Origin of the sequence: Haloglomus litoreum, from assembly GCF_029338515.1 — an archaeon.
GTDB lineage: Archaea > Halobacteriota > Halobacteria > Halobacteriales > Haloarculaceae > Haloglomus > Haloglomus litoreum.
The window spans coordinates 3,281,455-3,304,776 of sequence record NZ_CP119988.1 but is presented as its reverse complement, the minus strand read 5'-3'; the positions used below and the strand labels follow the sequence as shown (position 1 = coordinate 3,304,776).

Below are 23,322 nucleotides of genomic sequence, written 5' to 3'. Positions count from 1 at the left end.
AAAAGGCCTTTACAAACGCTTGTAATGGACACTGTATGTCGAATACCCGGGAAAGAAGAACCGGCCAGTACCGTGCCGAATTTCCTCTTTTCCGGACCCTATTGACAGTAGGACTAGACGACGTGGATAAAACGAGCGGTGTGAAGGATAACCTCGGTTGTTGCACTAAGACTGCTCTCAATAAACTCCACCGGCTGGATGATTTCGGCGTAATTGAATCTGAGAAGTTCGGAAATTCATTTCGATGGACCCTGAATACGCAGATAGATTTCTCCTCGGAAGTCTCAACAATAGACGACCGGACTGTGACGGAACTTCTCTCCGAGACTATCCTGAGACTTGCACAAGGGCTCAACGGCAGCATAACAACCAGTGTGACGGAGTGGGCTACCGAGAGAGTCAATACAGAGAACACCCCGATTGAATCCTATTCAGCACGAGTCGCTGTTTTCAATCGGTTTCTGAAGGCGACGCTATATTCCCTTCACCAGAAAGAGGAGGATTCTCTCGCTCCACTTTCACTCGAGTTGGACTGGAGCGAATGCTTCGACAAGGCCCACCAACTAACAGAGAATCAAGGTTTCAAACCCTCCCTCGTCGACGAGGTCGTCAAGGATAGCCCAGGCGAGGTAGACAGCATCCTGTTAGCATTACGTAATGCATTCATCCGGTCTGCAAACCCCGCTAGCGTACTTTCCGACACATACGAGGCCCTGGTTTCCCAATCGTCACGGCGAAACCTCGGTCAGTTCGCCACCCCACCCCACATCAGCGAATTCATGGCATCTTGGACGGTCCAAAATTCCGACGACCGAGTTTTAGATCCTGGTATCGGTGCGGGCCAGCTGTCTTACCAGGTTCTATCGAAGAAAATCGAAAAGGGGGCGGCTCATCCACTGCGGGATCTTACCGGAATCGATATCGATGAGATTGCGATCACGATGGCAGCGACATCTCTGAAGCTCGCCGACGGAGGCGGCTCTCCAGACCTTCACCAAGGCGACTTCATCCAATTTAGCCCAATATTCTCTGGCAAAGATAGATTGCAAGAATATGATGGTGTGATTGGGAACCCTCCCTATTCGCGCCATCAGGCTTTGGATAACCAGATGAAGTCTGATCTGAATCGCGTAGTATCTGATGAGACTGGATTCAATTTCCTTGAAAAAACTCCACTGTATGGGTACTTCCTGATTCACTCAGCACAGTTCCTAACTCCGGGAGGAAGAGCAGCATTCATCATTCCCTCCCGATTCATGGATACGAATTTCGGACGCAAACTTAAGCAGTATCTCCTCAGGAGATTCGCAATTCATGCTGTGATACAACTCGATGACAGTGTGGAGGTATTTGAGGGAGTTCGGACCAGACCAAGCATCCTGCTTCTGGAGGCTGCCTCCCCGGATTCCACTCACGAGACGCAGTTCGTCCGGGTTAATGAATGGCCGTCGACAAGCAACGCCGAGGAGTTCCTCTCGGATACTGAATCTCTTGCAGAACGCCCAGAAGTGGACTTCGTGACAGGGATTGCACAGGAGATTCTAACGCCGACCGAACGCTGGACCCACTATTTTAGTGAAACCGACATTGGCGAGTTTCCTGAATTGGTCCCTTTCAATGATGTCGCGACCATCAAGCGAGGAATTGCGACGGGAAAAAACGATTTCTTCTGTCTATCATCTGATGATGTAGACCGACATTCGATTCCACGTCAATATCGCGAGCGGATTCTTCGTACTGCGAGAGGACTCGATATCCTCAACATCAAGAAATCAGACTGGGAGGAATGGCGAGACAATGGCGATGATGTCTGGTTGCTCTATTGTTTTGATGAGGAGGGAGTTATCGATAAGTCGGAGATAGAGTGTCAGAGCGTTCTTAACTATCTGGAGAAGGGTGAAAAGGAGGGCGTGACAGACGGAACACTCGTTTCAGGAAGGAACCCGTGGTATCGGGTGGATTCACGGGAGCCTACTCCAATCCTCGGTAAGTACATGAATCGGAATGGGTTCCAATTCTACCGGAACGAGATGGGATTGTTGACGCTCAATAACGTCCACAACATCTCACTTGATTTCGACTATAAGGATCATGACCGAGACGCCCTGCTGGCGTATCTGAATAGTACTTTTGTTGAACGAATTCTCAGTAAATCCAGCCATGACTATAGCGGCTTGGAAAAACTCGAAATCAGCCAACTGGAATCCGCTCCGGTTATCGATCCGAGAGAACTGGACGAGCCTGTCTGTAGCCAGTTGGCCGAACTCTTCGAGGGCCTGTGTGCAGCCAGACGAGAAGGGGACGGAGAAAAGGAAGCCGAGAAGCTATCCGAAATTGACCAACAAATCGAGTCTATACTGGGACTAGAAGCGTAATTTCCTCTTGAATGGCTCTGGTGAATCGCCAGAGGGCGTTTGATCTCACGGTGTGACGGCTCGCTTGATGTTGTGAACGACACATTTCAGGACGATTTCTCGGAACTCACGAAACCATGCTCGCGCACGCACGGCGTCGCCGAGCGTGCGCTTAATCGCCGAGAAGACGGTCTCACACATCGATCGTTGGCGGTAGCGAGGCCCATCGATCCGCGCGTTGTGCGCGTGATCGATGGGCCGGAACTCGCGGTGTTTGATCAGCGGTCTCACGCCGTCTTCCCTCAGTTTCTCGCGTAATTCCATCCAGTCGTAGCCCTTGTCGGCGGCGAGGCTGGTCAGGTCGCCCGCGTTGCGGCGGGCGACCTGCCAGCCGAGGTGGGTGTCGTGTGGTTTTCCGGTCGAGCAATGAACGTCGAGAACCGCTTGCGTTTCTGTGTCAACCAGAGCGGTCGTTTTCAGCGTCTGGACGCGGTAATTCGTCCGGCGGCAGTAGTGCTTGCTGGCGTTCTCGCGGTCGAAGAATGTCGCGTCGATCGCGGCGTGTCCGCTCGGGTCGTGCAGCTCCGACGAGAGTCGGAGCAGCACGCGCCAGAGTGCTGTCTTGAGCCTGTCAAACGCCTTCACTAACGTCGAGTGGTCGGGGAGATCGGCCTCGTCGAGGCCGATCTCGGCCAGTATTTGTGGCATCTCGCTCAGCAGATCGAGTGTTTCTCGGTACGATTTCTCCAAGTAAACCCGCAGACAGTGCAGCGACACGACCGCATACTCGGCGAAGCCGCCACCCCCTTCGGGGGCGGCGACTTCGCCTCGCTCACCAACAGCATTTTTAGCTAACTGGACGGCTTTGCTTGTGAAGCGGGAAATCTTCGACATAGAGCATCGACGGTTTCCCGCTTCATCTTCCTCGTTCTAACGGTCGAATCCGACGCAGTCAAGCGATTCACCAGAGCCTCTTGAATTATTACGCTCGATTGCCGGAACTAGTCGGGTGCGACCCCCACCAGTCGCACTCGAGATGTTACAGCTCCTCGGGGATACTCCGGATGTGTTCACATCGGGTGCTCGTGACCCCCGCAGATTGTGTTCACAATCCGGCGGTGCCGAGCGAGATCGAGGCGAATGCGAACCCGAATCGCCCCTCTGCTTATACCACGATGAGGCTTCGAGTTTCAGGCAGGAATCTCGACAAGGTGGTTTCTCCTGGCTCGACGAGTGATTAGCAGGGCTGTGTTCACCCCGCTCCTACTCGGAGGAGGTAGAACTCATCTGACAGCAACGGCGTGCTGCATATAGAGCGTGAAGTCAGCAGAGCTGTTCGATTATTAATCAGATTTGGTGAAGGCGTCCACTGGAGCAGGCTGGGTACTGAGATGTGTGTCTTTGAATCCGGATTCGAATTTCAGACCATATCCCACGAGACGGTCAGCTCCGATGTGGGCAGCCCAAATCAGAGCGATAAGGAGGGCCATTCGGATGTCAGCCCAGAAGCCGAGGCTACCGAGGGCGAGCGGTAATGTGTACGTATGGACGATATTATAGCTCAGACTGCCGATTCGAGTACCAGCGAGATACCCAATCATCGATAAGTCGGGGGCTAGCGCAAGAATGAGCAGCAACCAAACTGAGCCATCAAGGGTGAAATACCCAGCCAGCGCAATCCCCAAGACAGCCAGTCCCTCCACACGCAGGAAATTCCGGGGTTCCATACTGCATCCACTCTGACTTAGCTCTTGAATCCAGCGTCGATTGCTGCATATGCGCTGTGTATTCAGCACAGCAGTCAGAACCTATCACCGATTGAGGGTTTCGACAGAGCCTCGCACATCCAATTCCAGGGCAATCGGCAGCGTGCGCTGCTCCGGCGAGGCCTTCAGTCTCCCTCACACCCATTACGGAGGTGAGAACCGAGGTCGTCGATGAACTCCTCGCAGCGGGGGCATTTGACCTTCTGTGGCGAGCCTCGCGAGTCGGGGCCCGGATCGCCGGTCGGCATCCCGTATTCCTCTTCGAGTACGGTTCGAGCAGCATCGCGCCACGCCGGCCCGTGGCCGCCGAATCGTCGGACCAGCCCGTTCGGGGTCCCGTGCTCGATGAGGTGCTCGTTCGCTTCGAGGAAAGCGTCGATGACTTCGGCCGGCGGGTGCTCTTTGAGGTGGTAGACGGCAACGACCTGTTTCCCGAAGCTCGCACCAGCCCCATTTCTCGCCCCCCGAATCGTGAACGAGTGGACGCCGACCGCACGATGGCGAGCCGCTACCTCGGTCGGGAGATCCGAGCCTGGGGCTGGGCCATTCGCCTCCAGGTAGTCGATCACCTCGTAGGGCGGCTCCTCGCGCCCGCCACTGGTCATGAGTGAGGCGATTCGAACGCGCCCATTTGTGTTCTTTGCCTTCGCGAGGATGCGCCTCCGGTGAGCCGCAGAGGTAGCCACGCCGGTCGGCGGCCGTCCGGGAGAGACACCACCCACCCTGCAGTCTACAGCGCCCGAGAATCAGTCCGCCACACGAGATCGGCGCTCTGCCCCGGAGGTCGTGTGCAGGGATTAGTCGCGTGGGTCCTCGACGAGAATGAAGGCACCCTCGATGCCAGGGAGCCCCTCGACGTGTCCCCCGACCAGAAGCTTGCCGAACTCCCGTTCCACGGCCGTCTCATCAACCCCTTCTGCCGCAGCGACAATGGCCACCAGGCGGTCCTTCGTCCGCGAGCCCGCCTCGTTGAGTTTGTCGAGCAGTGCGTCTCGGACGGCTCGTGTGTCGCTATCCGCCGTCATGTCTCGGGGGTCACGCCCTCATCGTTACAGTAGCGTCTGATCGTCTCGCGTGAGATCGAGTCGGGCGTCTCCGGGTCGGCTTCCATCACGCGTGCGATGCTCGTGTAGGAGACTCCAGCTCGGCGCAGGTCGAACACCTCCGCTCGTTGCTCCTCGTCCAGCTTCTTCGGGCGGCCGACCGGCTCGCCGTTCTCACGGCGCCGCTGGACATTCTCCAGCGCCCGCTCCCGGGCGAGGTTCGCCCAGAACTCGTTGAACACACCGATCATCTGGAGCATCGCCGTCCCCATCGCCGAGTCCGTCGAGAAGTCCTCCGTGATCGAGTTGAACTCGACACCGTGCTCGTCGAGGCGTTCGATATCCTGAAGGACGCGCTTGAGCGAGCGGCCGAACCGTGACAGCTCCCTGACCGCCACCATGTCGAACTCGTCGAGACGGTCCATCATCTCCTCGTACGCTGGCCGGTCATCCGACTGACCGGAGATGGCGATGTCCTCGAAGACCTCGATCTCGTGGTCGTTGCGGTTAGCCCAGGTGGTGAGCTTCTCCCGCTGCTGTTCGTGGCTCTGTTCCTCTCGTTGCTGCTCCGTCGAGACGCGGACGTAGCCGGCTACCTTGCTCATGCACAGATACCCTACCCTATCGTGCGTTTACAGCAACCTAGTTTTTATCCTCAGAGTGGGGGTAGAACCACCCCTTTCTGTGTAGGAGACACGACCATTCACGGCGGCAGCGCACGCTCTCGCCACAGAGCCGCTACTGCAAGCCGTACCAGTACCCGTGCCGGTCGTCGGCCGTCGGGTAGACGAGGATGAGCAGCGGCACCGCGACCATCGTCCAGACCGTCGGCGAGAGGGTCGGAATCGGGTAGAAGGTCATGTAGAGGTAGATGCCCAGCCCCACGAGCGGCGCGAAGACGACCGTGGGGGCGACCGAGCCCAGTCGCGCCACGGTCGGCGAGCCGTCGAGGCCGTACGTGGCGGTCACGGAGGGCGCCGGCCACGCGATGGTGAGCGATACCGTCTCGGCATATCGCGCGTGGACGACGTAGTGGGCAGCTTCGTGGAGCGCGTAGGCCCCAGCGCACGCGATAAGATAGGCGACGATGAGGGTGAGGAGGTTCCAGACCATGGATATTCAGGAGGTACGAGGACGCTGACACAGATTGAACGCTTCTATCGCGGCGGTTTCTACGCCCGTCCCGAGTGGAGGTCTCGGAAGGCTCCTCACGGACTCCCCAGCGCAGTGGCATGGCGCCGTGTCAGCACCGCGACGGCGTCAACGCCGAACGGGGCGGCCGCGAGCGGGACGCCGTCGAGACCCTCACAGGCTGACAAAATCGGCGTGACCGATACAGAGAGTGTAGTCAGCAGAATCCAAAGCAGATTATTGAGATGGGTAAAGGTAGTTAGAGGCATCACACCATAAAATTAAGTTAGAGGGAAGGATTGGACCGGCATGGCCATCGGGGAGTGGATTAACCTCATTCGTGACTTGGGTTTTCTTTCAGTTGGAGCCGGACTTCTATATTTTATTGCGAAAAGTGCCATCACCCAGTATTTCGATAAGCAACTACAACAGTATCAAACTGAGTTGGAAAAGGAGAAGATCCGGTTTTCTGACCTACATACAAAACGGGGAGAAGTTGTCGGTGAATTATTTACAAAAATGGTTGACTTCGAGGAAGACATGCGGTCGCTTGTGAAACCCTTTCAAGGGACGGGAGAAATCCCCCAACATGAAAAGATCAAGCAAGCAGCTGACTCTGGCGAGTCGTTTCGAGAATACTATGAGAAGAATCGGGTCTATCTCCCGCCAGACGTGTGTGAAACCACCGAGGAAATGCTTGGCGAATTCAAAGAAGTATTTGATGATTTCGCTATTTATCGAGTTCATGAGCAGGGAACGTCAGCATTTGATCCGATAGAACGGATGGATGTATGGGTAGAAGATTGGGAGAAGATCGACGATGATACCGTTCCAGAGTTGAAGCGCGAACTGGAGAATCATTTTCGTGAGTTGCTCGGCGTTGAACTCAGACAAGGCTCGGATCAGGACACATAAATCGGGCTTAGTGATATTCGATGACTGTCTCAGCTAATTCGCGCCCGCGCCAATGACCCTCTGTCGTGACCGACTCGCGCACTGTATTCAGCAAGATCGCTGAAACATATCGCAGAGTGAGGGTTTCACCAGTTCTATCGGGTTCCAGTTGGTCGACAGCATCGTGACGGGTGGGTTGCATCCGGTTCTGGATTCGGTTCCAGGAGCTGTGTTCACACCGCGCCCCGTCACGGCCCGACCACCACCGCGTGCCCACACCGGAGACACCGGACGATGTCCACGCCGTCTCGCTCGACGATCTCCAGCAGCGCGTGGTGCTCACCCAGCTCGGCGACCGTCGCGAGAATCGCGTCGACGGTCATCTCCTCACGAGCCACCACCCACGAGCGACCGGGCCCGGGAGACCGCCCCCGAGAGCGCCGAACTGATGCGGAAGTCGGTGAAGCGCCGGACGAGCAGGTAGCCCACGCCAGCCGACAGGCCGATGCCGACGACCTGCTGCCCGGGCGTCGCCCCGCCCGCGCCAGAGCCGCCACCGCCGCCGAGCGGCCCGCCCAGCAGCGACGACTGCTGGAGCGACTCGGTGTAGTTGAACGTCGTGCCGTTGGCCGTGTAGTTGCCCGTGAGCGCGCCGTCGGCCGCGTCCGAGGCGTTTCCGGTCACGGCGTCGGCCACGCACCACGTCGCGTAGCCCGCGGCCGTGTCGAACTGCCGATCCCCGCTGTACGAGCTGTTCTCGTGCGAGACGTTGAACGTGAGGCTCGTCGTCTCGTAGGACGGGTCCCAGTACTCGATGAGGAGCCCGGTCGTGCCGTCCGTGAGGACACACTCCCCGGCGATGCGCGGCCCGAACCCGTCCGACGCGGTGTACGTCACGGTCGAGCCGGGCCCGTCGGTCTCGTCGCCGTCGGGGCACTCCTGGAGGTTCCCGTCGTTGTCCCGGTCGAAGGGGTCACACGGCGGATTCAGGCCAGGGTAATCGGGCCCTGACACGCCTCCTCCGCTGGTCCCGCCGTCCGTCGCGACGGGCGTGGCCGTCGGCGAGGTCGCCGTGCCGGTCGCGGTCGGCGTGGCCGTCACATCCTGGTCGCCGACGCTGATCAGGTACGGGTCCGGCGCCGACTTGTTCGCCCGCCAGCCCAGCGAGCCCCAGCGTGTCGAGCGGTCACCGCTGGTCGCGACGACCTCGACGCGGTAGGGCGTGCCGTCCTCCAGGCGGACGCTCGCCTTCCCGTAGGCGTTGATGTCCTTGTCGGAGATCTCCTTCCAGGTGCCAGGGCCGGCCTTGAACGTCGTGCCGCCGGGCAGCGGGAACTCGATAGCACGGTCGAAACGGTAGACCTCCAGCCGCGACAGCGAAGGCGGGTAGGTCTGCTTCGCGGCCTCGTCGAGCTGGAACTCGCGGACGAAGGTTCCGCTCTCGAAGAGTTTCAGGTCGACAGTTCGCGGGGCGCCGGCAACATCGAAGCTATCCGAGGTCTTGTTCTGGTAACCCGACGCCGAAGCGCGAATTTGGTAATCCGTTGCGTCAGAGACAGCATCGAACTGGTAGTATCCGCTGCTGTTGGTCGTCGTCGTGGAGATCACGGAGTCCGAGGAGTCCAGCAATTCCACAGTCCCGCCATTGATCCCGGAGCCGTCGGCCGTGGAGATAGTCCCAGAGACGGGCTGGCCGACAGCAGCCCCGTCAACTGCGAAGAAATCCCAATATTGATAGCCACCACTTCCTCCGAGAACAGCGAATTGCTCTACACTAACGCTATTTACGAAGCCAACGCCGGTTTGGTTGTAAATCTCATTTCCGTCAGCGTCCAGTATTATTACCGTGTAGGTATCGGAATTGTAATCAATATTTTTATACTTCCACCGTACCCACTCATTTTGAGGTATATCGAATCCGGTATCCGTCGAATCTACAAAAAGACTCCCGTCCGATTCCTTGACTTCTACGCGGGTTGCGACACTTCCGCTACTGCTTCGCAATTTAAATGCCGATGTTCGTGTTGAACTCGAATAATTTGCGTAGTAGACCCATGCAGAAGCACTAGATGGATTTGCAGAACTCAGGTCTTTCGTGATCCGCGCACCACCGCCGTTATCCGAGCCATCATGTAACATCGAATAAGACCCTTCATAAGCTCGATTCTGACTTGCCGAGAAGGCCTGCCCGTTAATCACCTTAGTCCAATCTGAAATCGAACCGTCCTCGAAATCGTCAACAACGGTTCCCGCAGCAGACGCGCGATCCGCAGCAGGGAGAGGTCCCAGGGAGATTGACACAGCACCGACGAACATCGACGTGACCACCATCAGCGCCAGCGCCACGCTCCGCGCCTCAACAGCCGACAGCCGACTGGTGACATCTCGACCCGCCGAGACGAGCGGTCGCGGGTCCGGTCGCACGATCAGGACGAGCGCGAGCACGCCCACGGCCGCCGCCTCGCCCGCGATCACGGACCAACGAAGCGTCTCGGGCAGGCCCGCGGTCGCGACCGCGTAACAGTTCAGCAGCCCGTCCGCGAGGAGGCCGCTCGCGAGAAGGCCGCCGAGGTGGTGCGTCTTCAGGAGATCGTCCGGCGCCTCGTTACGAGCGCGGGCGTACCGCAGCATGGTGAAACCCGCGAACACCAGCAGCGGCGTCCCGACCGCCCACGTCTCCATCGAGGCGTGCTCGATGACGAACGCGCTGACCGGATTCACCTCGCGGGCCGCCGCCGCGCCGACCATCACCATCGTCGTCACGACCGCGAGCCACGAGCCGAGATGGCCCGCCAGCTCCGCCAGCCGCAGTTTGTCCTCGACGATGCCTCCGCCGTCGTCCGTGTGATGTGTCTCGTTCATCGTTTCAGAGACCCTCCGCTACCGAACCGAGCAGTTCCAGCAGCTGTGCCACGACCCCGCTGTCCAGCGAGAGCGCACCCGTCGTGACGCCGCCGATGACCACGAGAGCGACCACGCCGACGACCACGCTTCCGATGCGAACCCACCGCGCCGCGCCGACGAGCAGCGTCGACAGTTCCCGCCCGTACCAGATGCCGACGATGACCAGCGCCAGCGCGCTGATCGACACGCCGAGCTCGACGCCGACGTGCTCGGCGAGGAAGCCCAGCACGGCCTCGACGAGCTCGAAAATCACCACGACTGACCACCCCCCTCGCGCTTGCAGGTTAAACACGCGCGCGTACGGGGCGTGTCAGCGCGCCGAGACGACGCAGCCCCGGTCGCCGGTGAAAATCCGGGGGTGGTGCTGCGCTCAGATATCACGGAGCGCCACCTCGCGTTCCGGGTAGGAGATGGAGATCTCGCCCTCGAACCCGTAGGTCCGGTACGGGTTCGGCCACTGGATGTCGACGAAGTTCATCGAGTTCCAGATGACCGCCTGCCCCTTCGAGAGGCGACTGGCGTAGTTGCCCTTGATCGGGACGCTATCCGGCAGTCCGGTCAGGCGCCCACTCGGCGTAGGCGTCTCCGGCATCGTCATCCAGAGGCGCTCTTTCTCCCTGACCGTCTCCTCGAACGTAGTCAGGGAGTGCGACATGAAGACGCACGAGAAGTTCTTCTTTCGAGCCTTGCCGTAGGCCTCCGCGAAGCCCTTCACCTTCGTCTTCGTGTCGTTGGCATCGTTCTCCGGGCGAATCGGCAGCATGTCGCCCGCCTCGTCGATGACCGCCGTCGTCGGGTGCAGCGTCACGTCCTTCTTCGCTCGGGCGTGGACGAGCCCGTGCATCCACTCGACGAGGCCCGTGTTCTCCTCGGTGTCCTCGGCCTGCCACGCCGAGGTGAACGAGGCCTCGACCAGCTCCTCGCACCCACGGAACTTCGGGTCCGGCAGCACGCCGTAGATGGCGCCTGGACAGGTCTGTTCCAGCAGGTCGACCGGGTCCGTGTACGTGAGCGTGTCACGGAAGACATCGGTCGGGTCGATCTCGACCCGCGGGAGCGAATCGTCCCTCGGCACTGCCATGAGCCGCACGTCGACACCGGCCGGCATCGCCAGCGTGACGTAGGGGGCCAGCGGGAGGATCTCGCACTCGTCGAGCGTCAGCTGCCAGAGGACGGTCTCGTTGTTGATCTCCGTCATCCGGGCGCCGCACAGGAAGTTCGCCGCGCTCGTCTTGCCCTTCCCTGGCTTCGAGTGGGCGTGCCACCCGATACCGCCGTCGTCCATCGCGTCCAGGATGTCGCGGTTCTCGGGCTTCGCGAGCCACTCCATCACCCGCTGGCGGGTCTCGGGTTCATCGGAGAACCGGTCGAGGTCGCCACGCTCCAGTGCCCAGATATCCGCGTCCGAGACGTGGATAAGCGCGTTCAGGTACGCGCTCGGGTAGCGGTAGGCCGGGTGGTTCGACGCCTCGATCTTCTCGAGGACCTTCCAGAACGGCTTCGCGCCGAAGTGCTGGTAGATGGACTCGCCGTCGTGGTGGCGATTCCGCTGCGCGTCGAGGCCGAACGAGCCGCCGGAGTCGTGGTAGTACGCCTGCTTCGAGGACGTGTGAGCCTGAAACTCCTCGCGAATCCACTCGCGAACGTCGCTCTTACCGGCGGTGCCGTCCAGTCGTGTGCGTTGTCGTGTCTGACTCATATCAGGTAGAGAGAGGCTCGTGGCTGTCGGTCACGGTCTCGACCGTCTCCTCAGCGCCCGACTGCAGTGTGCGGATGCCGCGGTTCATCGCCGGCAGTAGCACCGTCGCCGCGAGGTTCTCGCGGGCGGTCCGGGCCGGACCATCGTCCGGTGGGGCGACCAGTGGGTCGTATCCCATCGGCGTGTAGCAGCAGTACTCCAGGAACGACGCCGGCAGGTTGCCCTCGGTCGCCGGGCGAAGGTCGTGGACCCACAGCCGGATGGCCTCGCGGTCCGAGAAGCCCTCGAAGAGATCGACCAGCGCCTCGTGCTGGGCCCGGTCCGTCGCCGACAGCTCCGGGCGCATCGCGATGAACTTCTGCCGCTCAGGGTCCGGCGTCCCCTCGCGCTGCTCGCCCTTTTCCGAGTCCGTGTACTCGTGGACGCGCTCGCGAACGCGATGGAACGCGGTCCGGAACGCGCGGTGCAGCACCACGTCGCCGAGCTGGCCGCGGCGGAACTGTTCGATGTCACTGTCGCCGACGAGATCGTCTAGGACATCTGGGCGCAGCGCGACTGCCTGGAACCACTCGTCCGGGATGTATCCCAGCGACCGCACAGCCACGCGCTGGAGCCAGAGGAGCACATCCTCGCGGGTCTCGAACCCGGCGTGGAGGTCCTCGACGAGCGTCCGCTGGTCAGCGGCGAGCTTCCGTAGCGCTGGGCGACGACTCTCAGTCATCGGCCGGCACCTCCTCGTCACTCGTGTTCGGGTCGGTGTCCTGGAACTCCTCGTAGACCTCGTGCATCTCGCCGTTGACGCCGGCCGAGTAGCCCCGCATCAGGCTCATCGCCTGCTTGATGGGCTGGACGCTGGCCTCGCCGAGCTTCTGCTCCATCTCCTCGAACGTCTTCGCGTCCTCGGTCCCCTGCCGCATGGCGACCATCGACGCGTGGACGCTATCGAGATGCGCCGGCGCGAAGTCCGCTCGTGCGTAGGCGTCGTGTTTCGGCCCGAGCATCCCGACGAGCAGCGCCGTCGCGAGCGCGCCGACGCCGACGAGCGGGCTCAGTGCGAGTCCCGCCAGCGCACCGACCGCCGCGGCGCCGGCACAGCTGACGAGGATGCGGTCGACGTTCCAGGCCGACTCCGTGACCGGCTCGCCATCCTCGTCGAGGACCGTCTCGCCCTCGTCGGTCGTCTTCGGGACCGCCCGCTTCCACGCGAAGGTGAAGCCCTCCGGCTCGATGTCGAGGACCTCCTCGGCGTCGGGGTCGATGTAGATCTTCTCGTCGACGGAGCCTTCGTCGACCTCGACCATCGCCGCCCGCTCGTCGTAGTTGTAGAACGTCGCCGGCTGTCCGAACAGCCGAGAGAGGAACCGCAGCGGCCCCTTGCCGACGACCGCGTGGCCGCCGTCCGGGAGCTTGACGACCCGCTTCGTCGTCTCGGACTCGCCGATGCGGCCGACGACCGACTCGCCCCGCGGCGACTTGGCGTCCTCGACCTTCGGCTGGACGAAGCGGACCTTGTCGACGTTCTGCTGGAAGGTCTCCAGCATGATCAGCCACGCCAGCACGAGCACCCACAGCGATATCGCCCACGGATTCGCGACGACGAAGTTCGCGATGCCGCTGTAGTCGATGAACAGCGCGATGCCGGTCGTGAGCGACCAGCCCAGGACCCACGGGAAGTAGCCCCACTGCGGTCCCACGCCGGCGATGGCCATCGCCTTCCGGATGGACCACCCGCCGGTGATGAGGCCGACCAGGAGCAACCAGCCGAAGTCGAAGATGACAGACTGGAGGTAGTCGCCCTCCGAGTCGATGCCCGCCGACTGGGTGGTCGCGACCGAGTGGTGGCCGAAGACCCACCGCGTCTCCGGGTTGTCGGCCAGCCACATCGTCACGCGAACCGGGTTCTCGTGGCGCTGGAGCGGGACCTCGATGGTCGGCCGGCCGCGCTGGTAGTCCAGCGTCTGCGTGTGAACGCTCACGTTGGCCGCATAGCGGACGGTATCGGTCGAGTTGCCTCGCTGGACCGTGCGCGTCTTCGGCTCCCAGTAGGCGATCTTCAGGTCCGTCTCGCCCGAATCCAGCGCGAACGTCCGGAGGTAGACCTCGTTCTTCTTGACCGTCTGCATCCCCTGCGCGCCGACGTACTTCCAGTTCGAGTTGTCCGGGGCGCCGCTCGATCCGGCCGGCCACGCGATGAGCCACCAGAAGCGGTCCTCGGCGAGGCGCAGGCTCTGTGCGTCCGCCGCGACCGGCTGGCCGCCGCGGGAGAGCTCCTCGATGGTCGGGCCGTCGGGCTCCGCCGCAGCGCTGCCGGAGCTGGACTGGGCCGGCGCCGGCGTTGCGGTCGCCGTCGCCGTCGTGGTGGGGGTTGCCGTCGGGGTCGGCGTCGCTGTTGGCGTCGGCGACTGATCGAGCGACGCCGACATCCAGGCCGCAGGCGTGCTCGACTGGTTCGCGCCCGGGGTTGGGGTACCTGTCGCTGGCGTCGGTGTCGTGGTCGGCGTGCCGTCCTGCTGCGGGACAGCGACGGCGACCGCCGGAACGACCGACGCCACGAGCGCGAGGGCGGCCAGCGCCGCAGCGACGCGTGCCCGCACGTTCAGATCCCCTCCGGGATGGCGCCGAGGATGTCGTTGACGAGACCGGTCACGGCGTCCGGGGCGACGACGACCGCCGCCAGCACGGCGCCGCCGATGAGGAGAACGGCGACGGCGCGCATATCGACCTTGACGAAGGTCGCCATCAGTCGCCAGCACCTCCCGAGGACGGGCGCGGTTGACCGCCATCGACGCTCGATGGTGGGTCAGCGGCGACCGACCGCGGCTTGGATAGCTTCCGGACTGCGGGTTCCGCCTCGCCAGCCCAGGCCCGCGGTTCGGCTTCCCGTTCGTAGCGTGTCGCCGAGGGCGTCCTGTCGGCCGCTGAGGGCTGCCCGACGAGCGAGGTGACCCACTGGTCGTCTCGGGTGGGTCCACGCCAGCGGTCCGTCTCTCGGCGGCACTTGCGACACTCGTGGACGTGCGCGGGCGTCTGGACACAGAGCACCGAGTCCAGAAGCAGCCCGCCTCCGACGAGGCTCGCGCCGGCGAGCCCGACGCCGACCAGCGGGTCGCCCGTCGCCGCCATTCGTGCGCCGGCGTACACCAGCACCCCGATGAGAACGAGCATGAACACGAGGAGACCGAGCTGCTTCGTCTCCATCAGCGCCTCCAGCAGCGTCCAGTCGCGGTCCAGCGTCCGCTCGGCTGCATCCTGCTCGACCGCTGACCGCGTCTCACGCTCGTCGAACGAGCCGTGAATCACGACTCACGCACCTCCACGATGCCGATGCCGACGACCAGCGCGAGCGGGATTAGCGCCAGCGCTGGCTGCTCCATGATCTCCGGCGAGAGCGACAGTATCCAGCCGCCGGCGACGAACGCCGCGGCCGCCACGCCCGTCACGAGGAACGAGACGTAGCCCTGTCGACCCCCGTAGGAGAGCGCGATGCTCGGGTCCTCGTCGCTGCCGGCGACGACACGCCGGTAGGTGTACAGCAGCAGCACGCCCGTCGTGACCAGTGCGACACCGTAGCGTGCGCCGTCGACGACCGCTGGGAGCTGGTCAAACGGCATCGGTGCTCACCTCCGCGAGACCGTACTCGGCGTCGACGCGGTCGAGCCCGCGTCGGGGCACGTCCTCGTACCAGTCGAGGACCGCGCCGCCCAGCATATCCATCAGCATCCAGGCGATACCCAGCGTACAGGCCATGTACGGCACCGTGAGGCCAGGGTTCGACAGACTCGCCGTCGGACCGACCAGGAGTGCTGGTGGAATCGCAGCCAGCACCAGCGCCGCCAGCGCCACGGGGATGTACGCCTTCGTCTTGCGGGTCTCGCCACGACGTTCAGCCGCTTCGTCTGGAATCGGTGGCCCACCGCTGTACCGCTGGTAGGCACTGATGTACTCCGTGAGGCTGCCGTACTCACCCGTCAACGCCGTACACCTCCGAGAGAAGGTACGTGCCGAAGACGGCCATCAGCGCGAGACCGACGTACTGGTCGGTCGTCAGCTGGATGTTCCCCGAGAGCACGCCGGCGCCGAGGCCGATGCCGGCGAGGTTCGAGACGACGAACGGGTGCATCCCGATGAACTGCGTGCCCATCGCGACGATGTCCACGCCCTGGGTGATCGCCACGGCCGCCGTCGCCAGCAGGCCGCCGAAGATCATCCCCAGCCACCGGGCCGTCCGGTTGGTCGCCCACTCGAACCGGTCGTCGCTCGACTCCGGCGCGTTCAGGTACGCCGCGATGTAGCGGCCCGCCAGCAGCAGGAACGACCCACCGAAGACGATGATGAACAGCGTCACCGCTCCGGGCACCTGGAAGCCGAACAGCTCCGCCATCAGGCGCCACCTCCGGTAGTTCGGCCGCTCAGCGCGGCCGGCGATTCCTCCGTCTGAGTGTGTGTGATGTGTCTCATCGGTTGTTGTACCAGGATACCGCACGGTCCTTCAGCCGGTCCAGCTGGACGGTGACGAACGCGATGGCCGCCCCGAGCAGCAGTGGCCCGGCGATTTCGCCGTAGCCGAGTCGGGGGAGGATCTCGCCCGCCGAGACCGCGATGGCCGGGAACCAGTAGCTGGAGGTCGCCGAGATGAACGTCCAGGCCGGCTCGAACCAGCCGAATCCCCACGCGCCCAGCAGACTCACCAGCGCCGAGAGCTGCGTGAGTGGGTGAGCGAAGGCCTCTCGTGCTTGTGTTGTCAGTGTCATCGTCCGAGAAGTGCCATGATGCTGCTGCCGCCCGGGATGAACTCCAGCCCGGCCACGGTGACTCGATACAGAACGAACAGCGCCAGTCCGACGGCGCCCGCAGCGACGACTGGACCGGCCGGGCCGGCTGCCTCAACGGCGACGGCCAGCGACTCCTGGACCCCACGCAGTGTGCCGAGGATGTCGAACCCGACGAACGCGAACGCGAGCACGAGCTGGCGCTGCAGCCAGTTGAGACCGCCGACCAGCAGGTCGAACGGGTACAGCACGGCGCCGATCAGGAACTCGAAGAACCCCAGCACGACGCTCACGACGAACCCCGAGACGACGCTGATGACCAGCGCCGCCGGGTTGCTCGCGAATCGCCGGAGGAAGTCCGCCGTCTCGCTCGCGAACTGGGCGCTCCGGGCTGCCGTTCCGCCGCCGGTCGGGAAGAGCGGGATGCCGCCATCGTCCTCAGGCACGGCTGACCACCCACCTGAAGACGAAGACGGCCGTCAGCCCGATTCCCAGCGCGACGGGGAGGCCAGCCGGGCCTGCCTCGTAGACGAACATCCACGTCGCGAGGAAGCCCTCCCTGACGAGGACACCCGGCAGTCCGACGACGACCGCGACGACGCTCGTGAGGAAATCGCCGAGGCCGCCCAGCAGCGCAATCGGGATGTCGAAGACGCCGAACACGAGGCTCGTCAGGCCGGTGAACAGCGCCCCGAACGTCGCGCCGATGCCGACCTGGGTAAGGCGGCCGAAGTCTGGCGTCGTGAAGCCGTCCGGGCCGGTCGTGAGGAAGTCGCTGAGGCTAACCACGCCGGACCACCCCCGGCCGCACCTCGCCGTGAGTGGTTCGGCCCGGCATCGTCAGCCCTCCTCCTCTTCTTCGGCGTCGGTGAAGCCCGGCGTCGGGAGGTTGAAGCCGCTCCCGATCAGCGGGAAGAAGTTCGTCGTCTCCTCCTCGCTGGTGATGGCGATGATCACGTAGGCGGACAGCCCGATGATGGCGAACGCGATGGGGAGCGACAACGGGCTCGCGAAGAGCCCGCCTGGGCCGATGGACCGAGCGCTCGCGATGGCGCCGAAGTCGATGACGATGCCGAACGAGCCGAGGAACGACTCGACCAGGCCAGCCGACTCGGTTGCGAACGACTGCGCCGGCTTGATGAAGATATCCGCCAGCGTGAACACGCCGCTCGCGAGTACAGTGCCGATGGCCAGCAGCACCGCGCTCAGGCCCTGGAAGATGACGCCGCCGATGGAGCCGGCGTTCTTCGCCCGGTCGAACAGCCGCCGGACTCGGGGGCCACCCGCACCGGACGCGCTCATCTTCAGCTCCCTCCGCCGAAGATCTTCCCGAGACCGAGCGCGGTCACGAGCGCGCCACCGAGTCCGGCGACCTTGCCCCAGATAGTGCTGAAGAACCCGCCGGACTTCCCGGTCGGGCCGCCCATCGCGGGGGCGGACTGGTACACCGCGTCGGCCTCGGAGCTCGTGTAGACGATCTCCATCCCGACTGCGGCGTCGTGGTCGCTGGACGCCGAGATGTCCGTCGCCAGCTCGACGCGGTCGCCGATGGCGCCGCTGAACTGGCTCGTCGCGTCGGTGGTGGTGGCCTCGGAGTAGTTGCCGGCGTAGCCGGTGGCGTAGTCGACGCTGATGTACTGACTGCCGGGCTGGCGCTGCTCGGCCACGAGGTCGAGCGTGCCGTGAGTCACGTCGACCGGCGCCGGGATGTCCCAGACCGCGAGCGGCTGGCCCTCCAGCCGGTCGGAGTAGCTGGCGTAGTCCTCGGCGTCGGTCATGGTGACGTTCGACCCGTCGGCCATGCTCAGGCCGTAGTTGACCGTCGCGTCGCCGGCGCCGACGACGAGGTCGTGGACGTGGGCGTCGCCCCAGTGGTCCGCGAGCCCGTCGAGCGAGCGAAGGCGGACGGCACCGCCGTCGACGTTCGTTCGCGTCTCGGTCTCGTACCGGTCGTCCGAGTCGTCCTGGTATGCGACCGTCGCGAAGCTCTTCGTCTCCTTCGAGGAGATGTCCATCCCGGTGATGGCGAGGTCAGCGTCCGCCTCCGAGATGTTCAGCCGGACGGCGTTGATCTCGTCCATCGTCCCGTCGCCGGAGCCCTGGACGCCGTTCGCCGAGACCAGCGTGTCGACGCGGGTACTCGCGTAGAAGGCGCCGGTCTCGTTCGCGAACGTCTCCTCGTTCGCGTCAGCGGCGCTGGTGGAGATGTTCGAGTAGGTGAAGTCGCCGTCCTTGTCGACGATCTCGAAGCGGACGTGCGCGCCACTGTCGAGGGTGTTGACCTCACCAGCCACGGTGAGCACCCGCTTCCGGGCGTTGTCCAGGGTGACGTTGTCCGAGTAGTTGAACAGCACCGTGTCGCCGGCGGTCATGCTGCCGTCGGTGGCGAGCTGGGTCGGCGCCGCGCGGAAGTTCGGTGCGTCGGACCACTCCGTGGCGCTGCCCTTCGCGGAGGCGCTCCCGCTGATGGCCCAGTCACCCTCCTCAGCGACGAACGACTGGTCCTCGACGTTACCCTCGTCGTCGGTGACGGGGCCGTAGAGGTCCGGGTCGTCGATGTACGCCGGCGACACCTCGATGGGTGCGTCGGCGTCTGAGGCGTTCACTTCTGCCGGGAGCTCCGTGTTGCTCCCGTCGTCAGCCTCGTAGGCGAGCGGGTCCGTGCCGTGCTCGCCCATCCGGTGCTCGGCGATGGTCACGTCGGTCTCCTCGACCCAGACGCGCGGACTCTCGTCGCTCGTCGTGTCGATAGGCGGTGGACCGTTCTCGCGCTCGTCGTGATCGGCCATCGCGACCGGGGCGACCATCGAGGTCGCGAGCAGGATGGCGATCAGGGCGACGAAGCCGCTGTGGGCCAGCCGCCTCATCGGCGGCCCTCCAGGTCGAAGACCTCGAACAGCTCCTCGTCGACGGTTGCCAGGTCGCCGAGCTGGAGGTTCGAGGTGATGTCAGCGCGCGTCGCCACGCTGTCGATACCACTGGGTCGTGCCTCCTGCGAAAAGGAGGTCGAGAGCGGCTTACGCTCGCTCTCTGGTGTTGCGCTCATGGGTTGCGCTCCGCCCGCCGGGGCGACCGACGGACTTCCGCTCACCCACGGCCAGATAACGTGTCAACCGTCGGATTATACTGCGCGGATGGCGTGCGGATACTGTGCAGATACTGTGCAACAACCGCCGGTCTGCGGTCGCTCTGGACGCAGGATTTGTTACGATTGACCTCTCCGGTTATCGTATGTCAGCGCAGAACTGTTCTATTCGCTCGCTGATGTGTCTCGGGACACGTCGGCACGGGGTGACGCTGGACCCTGGGTGGGTGGCCGACGCCGGGCTCTCGGTGGGCGAGGCAGTCGGAATCGACCGTGGCGCCGGGAAGTACGCCGAGCGGGGGGCAACGCTTCACCTGGGCGACTACGATTCGGACGCGGTCGACTACGAGCGGACGCTGGGTGAGTGCGGGGACTCGGTCGCGGTGACGCTCCCGCCCGGGATCCGGGAGTGGCTCGATGCCGAACTCCAGGAGTCGCTGTATCTCATGCGGATGAGCGACGGTGAGGATGTGCTGGTCGAAGCGCCGTAATATCAGTAATCTTCAGTATAGTCTCTGACGGCTTCGTTTACTTCCTTCTCGGCACTTCTAGCAGCCCTAAAGCTATTGACCGCCGTTATTGTGCCTACTACTAGAAAGGCCCCTAAGATAATCTGGATTCCTTGTTCGCTATTACCGTTCGCAAGGACGGATCCAACGGCCATTATCAGTGCTGAACCTCCTGCAAAGAGAAGGTTGTTTGTGGTAGTTCCGTACTCGTCCTGTGTCGTGGATACTAACTCTGGAGGCCGGTCATACTCGCGAAGCGCTTCCTCTACTTCAGTCAGTTGTGTGCGATCTATGGATTCCATTGCATCCATAACTTCCAGATCATCTTCATCGGTGCCCTGATACTCCGCCATGTTAACGTCTTGAAGTACATCAGTGACAATATCGTGCAGTTCAGACCTGAACTGGCTTGCACGATAGGTCATCATATCGTCATAGTCTTCTCCATATTCCTTCCGTAGATTCCGGGTTTCTCGCCAGAGAAATGCCGCAGCAGTGATGTAAATACTACCCACCCCCACCATCACTTCAGGGATACCGACCATTATCTCAGAAACCTTTATATTCGGTATTCTCTGCCATATCTGGGTATTTGTTATAGACAAAGCTCAGCAACTGAGCCACCGGCTGTTGCACGTGCTTTCCCTTAATCCAGGATAAATGGCTCTTTTGCTCCGGGCGTAGATTCATGAATACTTCCTCCCCAGTTCGCTTCCCCTGGGATGTGAGTTCTATTCGATCTCCATTCTCTGGATGAGTGGGGACTTCTTTGACAAGCCCCCTCTCCTCCAGGCTCTCCAAGCTATCGTACACGTCTTGGTCAAATGGACCGTACTTGTAGGGCTCAAAATCAAAGCCAGTACCTCGAAAATCAGAGAATCTGTCAGCAAACATTCTCTCTATCAAGAATAGGCCCTTGACCAATCTGGTCCGACCCTCAATGGTAATATCGCCGTCGCTCTTGTTCTGCGGAGCGTAAAGGAGCCTCAATATCCACCGTTCCTGTTCAGACAAGTCATTAATAGTAGACATAATGGCTCCTGAGTGCAGTCTTGTTAAAAAGTAATGAGCCTCCTCTGTGTTAAGTTTTTGTCAATCCGCCTATAGGGCTTCTGGGCCTCCCATCACCTCGCCAATGCGTGCCTCGGTCGCTTCTTTCAGATACGGCTCGATGGCCGAGTAGTCACTCCAGCCACCGATGGACATCATGGTCCGTACGTCTCGGCCCTCCTCGACGAGGTGGTGGGTCGCCCAGCTGCGGCGGAGATCGTGGCTGGTCACCGACCGCCAGCGGTCGTCGCCCAACTGGTCGGCGATGTCGTCCGTCGCGGTGTCGACCCAGCGCCGCACCGTCGGCGTCGAGCGCGGGACCCACGGGTCGCCCCGGCCGAGGTCGCGCTCTCGCGTGTACTTGTTCAGGTCCTCGGCGACGCGGTCAGGCATCCAGGCGTCGCGGAGCTTCCGGTCGCCGCCGCTCGTGTTCTTGCCCCGGACCTCGAACAGCCAACACTCGCCCTCCTCGCTCCAGCGGAGATGCTCGTCGGCCGGGTACGGCACTTCGTGAGCGCGCAGGCCGCACCGGCCCATCAACTGGATGGCCACCTCGCGCATCCAGTCGTCGCGACCGGCCACCCGTTCCAGCCGGGAGAGTTCCTCCTGGTCGAGCCAGCACTTCGTCACGTCGCCGCCATCGTCCACGCGAACCATGAGCGTCTTGTCTGGTGTAGACCGGCACAAACGCTGGGGTGGGCGCGGTGATTGAGGCGGGTTCACCCCCGAATCGGCCGATGAGTGAGCGGGTTCACAGGATACTCGCTCACTGGAACGCGGGGATTGATACGCCCGTCCGGAGATGGGCACGCCAATGCCTGCTGGCGAACTGCGTCGCGTCGCCGACCCGACCGACGTCGGCGCCGTCCGCGAGCGGTTCATCGACACCTACGGGACCAGCAGCGAGACGGTTGACGCCGCAACGCTCGTCGAGAACTACCAGCGCGTTCGCGAGTACTCCGCCAGCCATCCGAACCAGGGCTCGGGCGCCGTCGCGACGGCGCTGGACCTCCCGCGAGGGCGGATTCGCGCCTGGGTCGACGGCGACGGGCGACCGGATGCGGTGCGGGCTCTGGACACGCTGACGGCCAACGGCTGGCTGCATCTCGACTGGGGTGAGTCGACACTGCGGGCGCTGTCGGCGCTCATCGTCTGGATCGTGGTCGGCGGGTCGCTCCCGCGGCAGGGGTGGCTCCCCGCGTGGTCGGTCGCCGACGGGACCGAGCCCGACATCGAGCACATCGGCTCGGTGCTCGGCCTGGAGTGGGGTCGTCGACACGTCGACGACGATATCAGCGGGACCGAGTGGGTCCCCAAGCGGGATGGCTCGGTGCTCGGGCGGCTGTTGGCGGTCCTGGGGGCGCCGACGAGCGCGACCGAGGGGCCGTCGCTCCCGCCGTGGCTGCTGCTCGACGCGCCGCGGCCGGTGCGGTTGGCTGCCGCCCGGGTCGCGGTCCGGCAGCGCGGGACGGCGCTCCCCGGAGGCGGGATGCCACTGCAGCTCGCGATGCACCACGACGGCCGCCGTGAGGCTATCGCCCGGCTGCTCCGGTCGGTCGCCCCGCAGGATGATGAGGTCCGGGTCGATGCCGGGACCAACATCCGGCTGGATATCCGGGCGGCCGAGTTGCTAGGGGCGCCACCCGTGCTGGACGGGTTCCTGCCGCGGTAGGGTGGTTTCGGGGTGGGAAAACGGTGGGGCTGTTTTTAGGCGTGGCCGGCGTAGGCGGTGGTGCCCACCACGTGCTGCATGAGCCCGGCACTCGTGGGGAGGGTATGTGAGTGGGGGGCCACTCTGCCCGGGTTGGTCCCCCGCCCGCGCTTTCAGTTCCTGAGCGGCCAGACCGGATATAGCCGGGGTGCGCGCCACACCCCTGGATGGTGGTGACCTTTATTAGCGACGTTCTAACTGGCCAGCAGCTTTATCAGGGGCTGTCAATCCTGGGCACGCCATCCGCGGTGGGAATCGCCGTTAATGGGCCATTACGCGGGTAGATTCCGGGGCGTTGGTGGATGTGGGTCGGTTCGTCGGCCTGGAGATGGCCTCTCACGGTTGTTTGTCCGGGATTCGTATGAATATCCGTGTGGATACGGGTTGGGTCTCGGTAGCCTCAGACG

At 62.9% G+C, this 23,322-nt stretch carries 30 protein-coding genes; 4 read left to right on the top strand and 26 right to left on the bottom strand.

Annotated elements, in window-relative coordinates:
* Positions 1 to 35 precede the first annotated feature (35 nt).
* Positions 36 to 2,375: an N-6 DNA methylase gene (locus P2T62_RS16650; RefSeq protein WP_276258142.1), complete on the top strand. Its 2,340-nt coding sequence runs from the start codon at positions 36 to 38 to the stop codon at positions 2,373 to 2,375.
* A gap of 45 nt (positions 2,376 to 2,420) precedes the next feature.
* On the opposite strand, the gene P2T62_RS16645 is transcribed toward P2T62_RS16650, so the two are convergent.
* The 6 genes from P2T62_RS16645 to P2T62_RS16620 form a co-directional block, all read right to left on the bottom strand.
* Entirely contained in the window at positions 2,421 to 3,248 is an 828-nt protein-coding gene (locus tag P2T62_RS16645) for an IS5 family transposase (RefSeq protein ID WP_276258141.1), read from the bottom strand.
* A 449-nt stretch (positions 3,249 to 3,697) separates the two neighbouring features.
* Positions 3,698 to 4,081, bottom strand: a complete 384-nt coding sequence (locus P2T62_RS16640; protein ID WP_276258140.1) for a DUF4260 domain-containing protein — start codon at positions 4,079 to 4,081, stop codon at positions 3,698 to 3,700.
* A gap of 164 nt (positions 4,082 to 4,245) precedes the next feature.
* Positions 4,246 to 4,689, bottom strand: coding sequence for a hypothetical protein (locus tag P2T62_RS16635; protein WP_276258139.1), 444 nt, complete (start codon positions 4,687 to 4,689; stop codon positions 4,246 to 4,248).
* 228 nt (positions 4,690 to 4,917) lie between these two features.
* On the bottom strand, positions 4,918 to 5,145 hold the full coding sequence (locus P2T62_RS16630; RefSeq protein ID WP_276258138.1) for a hypothetical protein: 228 nt from the start codon (positions 5,143 to 5,145) through the stop codon (positions 4,918 to 4,920).
* Positions 5,142 to 5,768 (bottom strand): recombinase family protein, encoded by a 627-nt coding sequence (locus P2T62_RS16625; RefSeq protein WP_276258137.1) that lies wholly within the window; start codon positions 5,766 to 5,768, stop codon positions 5,142 to 5,144. Before P2T62_RS16625 ends, P2T62_RS16630 begins: the two co-directional genes overlap by 4 nt.
* A 133-nt stretch (positions 5,769 to 5,901) precedes the next feature.
* Positions 5,902 to 6,276 carry a hypothetical protein gene (locus P2T62_RS16620; RefSeq protein WP_276258136.1) on the bottom strand — a complete coding sequence of 125 codons (375 nt, stop codon included), beginning with the start codon at positions 6,274 to 6,276 and terminating at the stop codon, positions 5,902 to 5,904.
* Positions 6,277 to 6,603: 327 nt separating this feature from the next.
* Here P2T62_RS16620 and P2T62_RS16615 point away from each other — a divergent pair, with 327 nt between their 5' ends.
* The gene (locus P2T62_RS16615; protein ID WP_276258135.1) at positions 6,604 to 7,209 is read left to right on the top strand and encodes a hypothetical protein; all 606 of its coding nucleotides are present in this window, start codon (positions 6,604 to 6,606) and stop codon (positions 7,207 to 7,209) included.
* A gap of 227 nt (positions 7,210 to 7,436) precedes the next feature.
* Here the strand turns inward: P2T62_RS16615 and P2T62_RS16610 are convergent, their stop codons facing one another.
* From P2T62_RS16610 to P2T62_RS16530, 17 genes are all read right to left on the bottom strand, one after another.
* The gene (locus P2T62_RS16610) at positions 7,437 to 7,571 is read right to left on the bottom strand and encodes a hypothetical protein (RefSeq protein ID WP_276258134.1); all 135 of its coding nucleotides are present in this window, start codon (positions 7,569 to 7,571) and stop codon (positions 7,437 to 7,439) included.
* 4 nt (positions 7,572 to 7,575) lie between these two features.
* Entirely contained in the window at positions 7,576 to 10,050 is a 2,475-nt protein-coding gene (locus P2T62_RS16605) for a carboxypeptidase-like regulatory domain-containing protein (RefSeq protein ID WP_276258133.1), read from the bottom strand.
* Positions 10,051 to 10,054: 4 nt separating this feature from the next.
* Positions 10,055 to 10,345 (bottom strand): hypothetical protein, encoded by a 291-nt coding sequence (locus P2T62_RS16600; protein WP_276258132.1) that lies wholly within the window; start codon positions 10,343 to 10,345, stop codon positions 10,055 to 10,057.
* 117 nt (positions 10,346 to 10,462) lie between these two features.
* Positions 10,463 to 11,791, bottom strand: coding sequence for a hypothetical protein (locus P2T62_RS16595; RefSeq protein ID WP_276258131.1), 1,329 nt, complete (start codon positions 11,789 to 11,791; stop codon positions 10,463 to 10,465).
* 1 nt (position 11,792) lies between these two features.
* Positions 11,793 to 12,512: a hypothetical protein gene (locus P2T62_RS16590; RefSeq protein ID WP_276258130.1), complete on the bottom strand. Its 720-nt coding sequence runs from the start codon at positions 12,510 to 12,512 to the stop codon at positions 11,793 to 11,795.
* Entirely contained in the window at positions 12,505 to 14,385 is a 1,881-nt protein-coding gene (locus P2T62_RS16585) for a hypothetical protein (protein ID WP_276258129.1), read from the bottom strand. The genes P2T62_RS16590 and P2T62_RS16585 overlap by 8 nt, the downstream gene beginning before the upstream one ends.
* 2 nt (positions 14,386 to 14,387) lie before the next feature.
* Positions 14,388 to 14,531: a hypothetical protein gene (locus P2T62_RS16580; protein WP_276258128.1), complete on the bottom strand. Its 144-nt coding sequence runs from the start codon at positions 14,529 to 14,531 to the stop codon at positions 14,388 to 14,390.
* A complete protein-coding gene (locus P2T62_RS16575; protein ID WP_276258127.1) occupies positions 14,531 to 15,091 on the bottom strand; it encodes a hypothetical protein in 561 nt (186 codons plus the stop codon). The genes P2T62_RS16580 and P2T62_RS16575 overlap by 1 nt, the downstream gene beginning before the upstream one ends.
* Positions 15,088 to 15,402, bottom strand: a complete 315-nt coding sequence (locus P2T62_RS16570; RefSeq protein WP_276258126.1) for a hypothetical protein — start codon at positions 15,400 to 15,402, stop codon at positions 15,088 to 15,090. Before P2T62_RS16570 ends, P2T62_RS16575 begins: the two co-directional genes overlap by 4 nt.
* Positions 15,392 to 15,763 carry a hypothetical protein gene (locus P2T62_RS16565; RefSeq protein ID WP_276258125.1) on the bottom strand — a complete coding sequence of 124 codons (372 nt, stop codon included), beginning with the start codon at positions 15,761 to 15,763 and terminating at the stop codon, positions 15,392 to 15,394. Before P2T62_RS16565 ends, P2T62_RS16570 begins: the two co-directional genes overlap by 11 nt.
* Positions 15,753 to 16,172 carry a hypothetical protein gene (locus tag P2T62_RS16560; RefSeq protein ID WP_276258124.1) on the bottom strand — a complete coding sequence of 140 codons (420 nt, stop codon included), beginning with the start codon at positions 16,170 to 16,172 and terminating at the stop codon, positions 15,753 to 15,755. Before P2T62_RS16560 ends, P2T62_RS16565 begins: the two co-directional genes overlap by 11 nt.
* A gap of 73 nt (positions 16,173 to 16,245) precedes the next feature.
* Positions 16,246 to 16,542 (bottom strand): hypothetical protein, encoded by a 297-nt coding sequence (locus P2T62_RS16555; RefSeq protein ID WP_276258123.1) that lies wholly within the window; start codon positions 16,540 to 16,542, stop codon positions 16,246 to 16,248.
* Complete coding sequence (locus P2T62_RS16550) at positions 16,539 to 17,006, bottom strand: hypothetical protein (protein WP_276258122.1); 468 nt, start codon at positions 17,004 to 17,006, stop codon at positions 16,539 to 16,541. Before P2T62_RS16550 ends, P2T62_RS16555 begins: the two co-directional genes overlap by 4 nt.
* Positions 16,999 to 17,349, bottom strand: coding sequence for a hypothetical protein (locus P2T62_RS16545; RefSeq protein ID WP_276258121.1), 351 nt, complete (start codon positions 17,347 to 17,349; stop codon positions 16,999 to 17,001). Before P2T62_RS16545 ends, P2T62_RS16550 begins: the two co-directional genes overlap by 8 nt.
* Before the next feature lie 51 nt (positions 17,350 to 17,400).
* Entirely contained in the window at positions 17,401 to 17,862 is a 462-nt protein-coding gene (locus P2T62_RS16540) for a hypothetical protein (protein ID WP_276258120.1), read from the bottom strand.
* Positions 17,863 to 17,864: 2 nt separating this feature from the next.
* Entirely contained in the window at positions 17,865 to 19,427 is a 1,563-nt protein-coding gene (locus tag P2T62_RS16535; protein WP_276258119.1) for a hypothetical protein, read from the bottom strand.
* A complete protein-coding gene (locus tag P2T62_RS16530) occupies positions 19,424 to 19,606 on the bottom strand; it encodes a hypothetical protein (RefSeq protein WP_276258118.1) in 183 nt (60 codons plus the stop codon). The genes P2T62_RS16535 and P2T62_RS16530 overlap by 4 nt, the downstream gene beginning before the upstream one ends.
* Positions 19,607 to 19,791: 185 nt before the next feature.
* On the opposite strand from P2T62_RS16530, the gene P2T62_RS16525 reads away from it, so the two are divergent.
* The gene (locus tag P2T62_RS16525; RefSeq protein WP_276258117.1) at positions 19,792 to 20,136 is read left to right on the top strand and encodes a hypothetical protein; all 345 of its coding nucleotides are present in this window, start codon (positions 19,792 to 19,794) and stop codon (positions 20,134 to 20,136) included.
* A gap of 2 nt (positions 20,137 to 20,138) precedes the next feature.
* Here the strand turns inward: P2T62_RS16525 and P2T62_RS16520 are convergent, their stop codons facing one another.
* The 3 genes from P2T62_RS16520 to P2T62_RS16510 all read right to left on the bottom strand — a co-directional run bounded on the left by P2T62_RS16520 (position 20,139) and on the right by P2T62_RS16510 (position 21,861).
* Positions 20,139 to 20,699 (bottom strand): hypothetical protein, encoded by a 561-nt coding sequence (locus tag P2T62_RS16520; RefSeq protein WP_276258116.1) that lies wholly within the window; start codon positions 20,697 to 20,699, stop codon positions 20,139 to 20,141.
* A 4-nt stretch (positions 20,700 to 20,703) separates the two neighbouring features.
* A complete protein-coding gene (locus tag P2T62_RS16515) occupies positions 20,704 to 21,186 on the bottom strand; it encodes a hypothetical protein (protein WP_276258115.1) in 483 nt (160 codons plus the stop codon).
* 69 nt (positions 21,187 to 21,255) lie between these two features.
* Positions 21,256 to 21,861, bottom strand: a complete 606-nt coding sequence (locus tag P2T62_RS16510) for a site-specific integrase (protein ID WP_276258114.1) — start codon at positions 21,859 to 21,861, stop codon at positions 21,256 to 21,258.
* Positions 21,862 to 22,018: 157 nt separating this feature from the next.
* Here P2T62_RS16510 and P2T62_RS16505 point away from each other — a divergent pair, with 157 nt between their 5' ends.
* Positions 22,019 to 22,876, top strand: a complete 858-nt coding sequence (locus tag P2T62_RS16505) for a hypothetical protein (RefSeq protein ID WP_276258113.1) — start codon at positions 22,019 to 22,021, stop codon at positions 22,874 to 22,876.
* Positions 22,877 to 23,322: the final 446 nt, after the last annotated feature.

Excerpts from the sequence above, each read along its gene's own strand:
- P2T62_RS16650 (WP_276258142.1), top strand. The coding sequence starts at position 36 with ATGTCGAATACCCGGGAAAGAAGAACCGGCCAGTACCGTGCCGAATTT.
- P2T62_RS16645 (WP_276258141.1), bottom strand. The coding sequence starts at position 3,248 with ATGTCGAAGATTTCCCGCTTCACAAGCAAAGCCGTCCAGTTAGCTAAA.
- P2T62_RS16640 (WP_276258140.1), bottom strand. The coding sequence starts at position 4,081 with ATGGAACCCCGGAATTTCCTGCGTGTGGAGGGACTGGCTGTCTTGGGG.
- P2T62_RS16630 (WP_276258138.1), bottom strand. The coding sequence starts at position 5,145 with ATGACGGCGGATAGCGACACACGAGCCGTCCGAGACGCACTGCTCGAC.
- P2T62_RS16625 (WP_276258137.1), bottom strand. The coding sequence starts at position 5,768 with ATGAGCAAGGTAGCCGGCTACGTCCGCGTCTCGACGGAGCAGCAACGA.
- P2T62_RS16620 (WP_276258136.1), bottom strand. The coding sequence starts at position 6,276 with ATGGTCTGGAACCTCCTCACCCTCATCGTCGCCTATCTTATCGCGTGC.
- P2T62_RS16615 (WP_276258135.1), top strand. The coding sequence starts at position 6,604 with ATGGCCATCGGGGAGTGGATTAACCTCATTCGTGACTTGGGTTTTCTT.
- P2T62_RS16610 (WP_276258134.1), bottom strand. The coding sequence starts at position 7,571 with ATGACCGTCGACGCGATTCTCGCGACGGTCGCCGAGCTGGGTGAGCAC.
- P2T62_RS16605 (WP_276258133.1), bottom strand. The coding sequence starts at position 10,050 with ATGAACGAGACACATCACACGGACGACGGCGGAGGCATCGTCGAGGAC.
- P2T62_RS16595 (WP_276258131.1), bottom strand. The coding sequence starts at position 11,791 with ATGAGTCAGACACGACAACGCACACGACTGGACGGCACCGCCGGTAAG.
- P2T62_RS16590 (WP_276258130.1), bottom strand. The coding sequence starts at position 12,512 with ATGACTGAGAGTCGTCGCCCAGCGCTACGGAAGCTCGCCGCTGACCAG.
- P2T62_RS16580 (WP_276258128.1), bottom strand. The coding sequence starts at position 14,531 with ATGGCGACCTTCGTCAAGGTCGATATGCGCGCCGTCGCCGTTCTCCTC.
- P2T62_RS16570 (WP_276258126.1), bottom strand. The coding sequence starts at position 15,402 with ATGCCGTTTGACCAGCTCCCAGCGGTCGTCGACGGCGCACGCTACGGT.
- P2T62_RS16560 (WP_276258124.1), bottom strand. The coding sequence starts at position 16,172 with ATGGCGGAGCTGTTCGGCTTCCAGGTGCCCGGAGCGGTGACGCTGTTC.
- P2T62_RS16555 (WP_276258123.1), bottom strand. The coding sequence starts at position 16,542 with ATGACACTGACAACACAAGCACGAGAGGCCTTCGCTCACCCACTCACG.
- P2T62_RS16540 (WP_276258120.1), bottom strand. The coding sequence starts at position 17,862 with ATGAGCGCGTCCGGTGCGGGTGGCCCCCGAGTCCGGCGGCTGTTCGAC.
- P2T62_RS16535 (WP_276258119.1), bottom strand. The coding sequence starts at position 19,427 with ATGAGGCGGCTGGCCCACAGCGGCTTCGTCGCCCTGATCGCCATCCTG.
- P2T62_RS16530 (WP_276258118.1), bottom strand. The coding sequence starts at position 19,606 with ATGAGCGCAACACCAGAGAGCGAGCGTAAGCCGCTCTCGACCTCCTTT.
- P2T62_RS16525 (WP_276258117.1), top strand. The coding sequence starts at position 19,792 with ATGTCAGCGCAGAACTGTTCTATTCGCTCGCTGATGTGTCTCGGGACA.
- P2T62_RS16520 (WP_276258116.1), bottom strand. The coding sequence starts at position 20,699 with ATGGTCGGTATCCCTGAAGTGATGGTGGGGGTGGGTAGTATTTACATC.
- P2T62_RS16515 (WP_276258115.1), bottom strand. The coding sequence starts at position 21,186 with ATGTCTACTATTAATGACTTGTCTGAACAGGAACGGTGGATATTGAGG.
- P2T62_RS16510 (WP_276258114.1), bottom strand. The coding sequence starts at position 21,861 with ATGGTTCGCGTGGACGATGGCGGCGACGTGACGAAGTGCTGGCTCGAC.
- P2T62_RS16505 (WP_276258113.1), top strand. The coding sequence starts at position 22,019 with ATGCCTGCTGGCGAACTGCGTCGCGTCGCCGACCCGACCGACGTCGGC.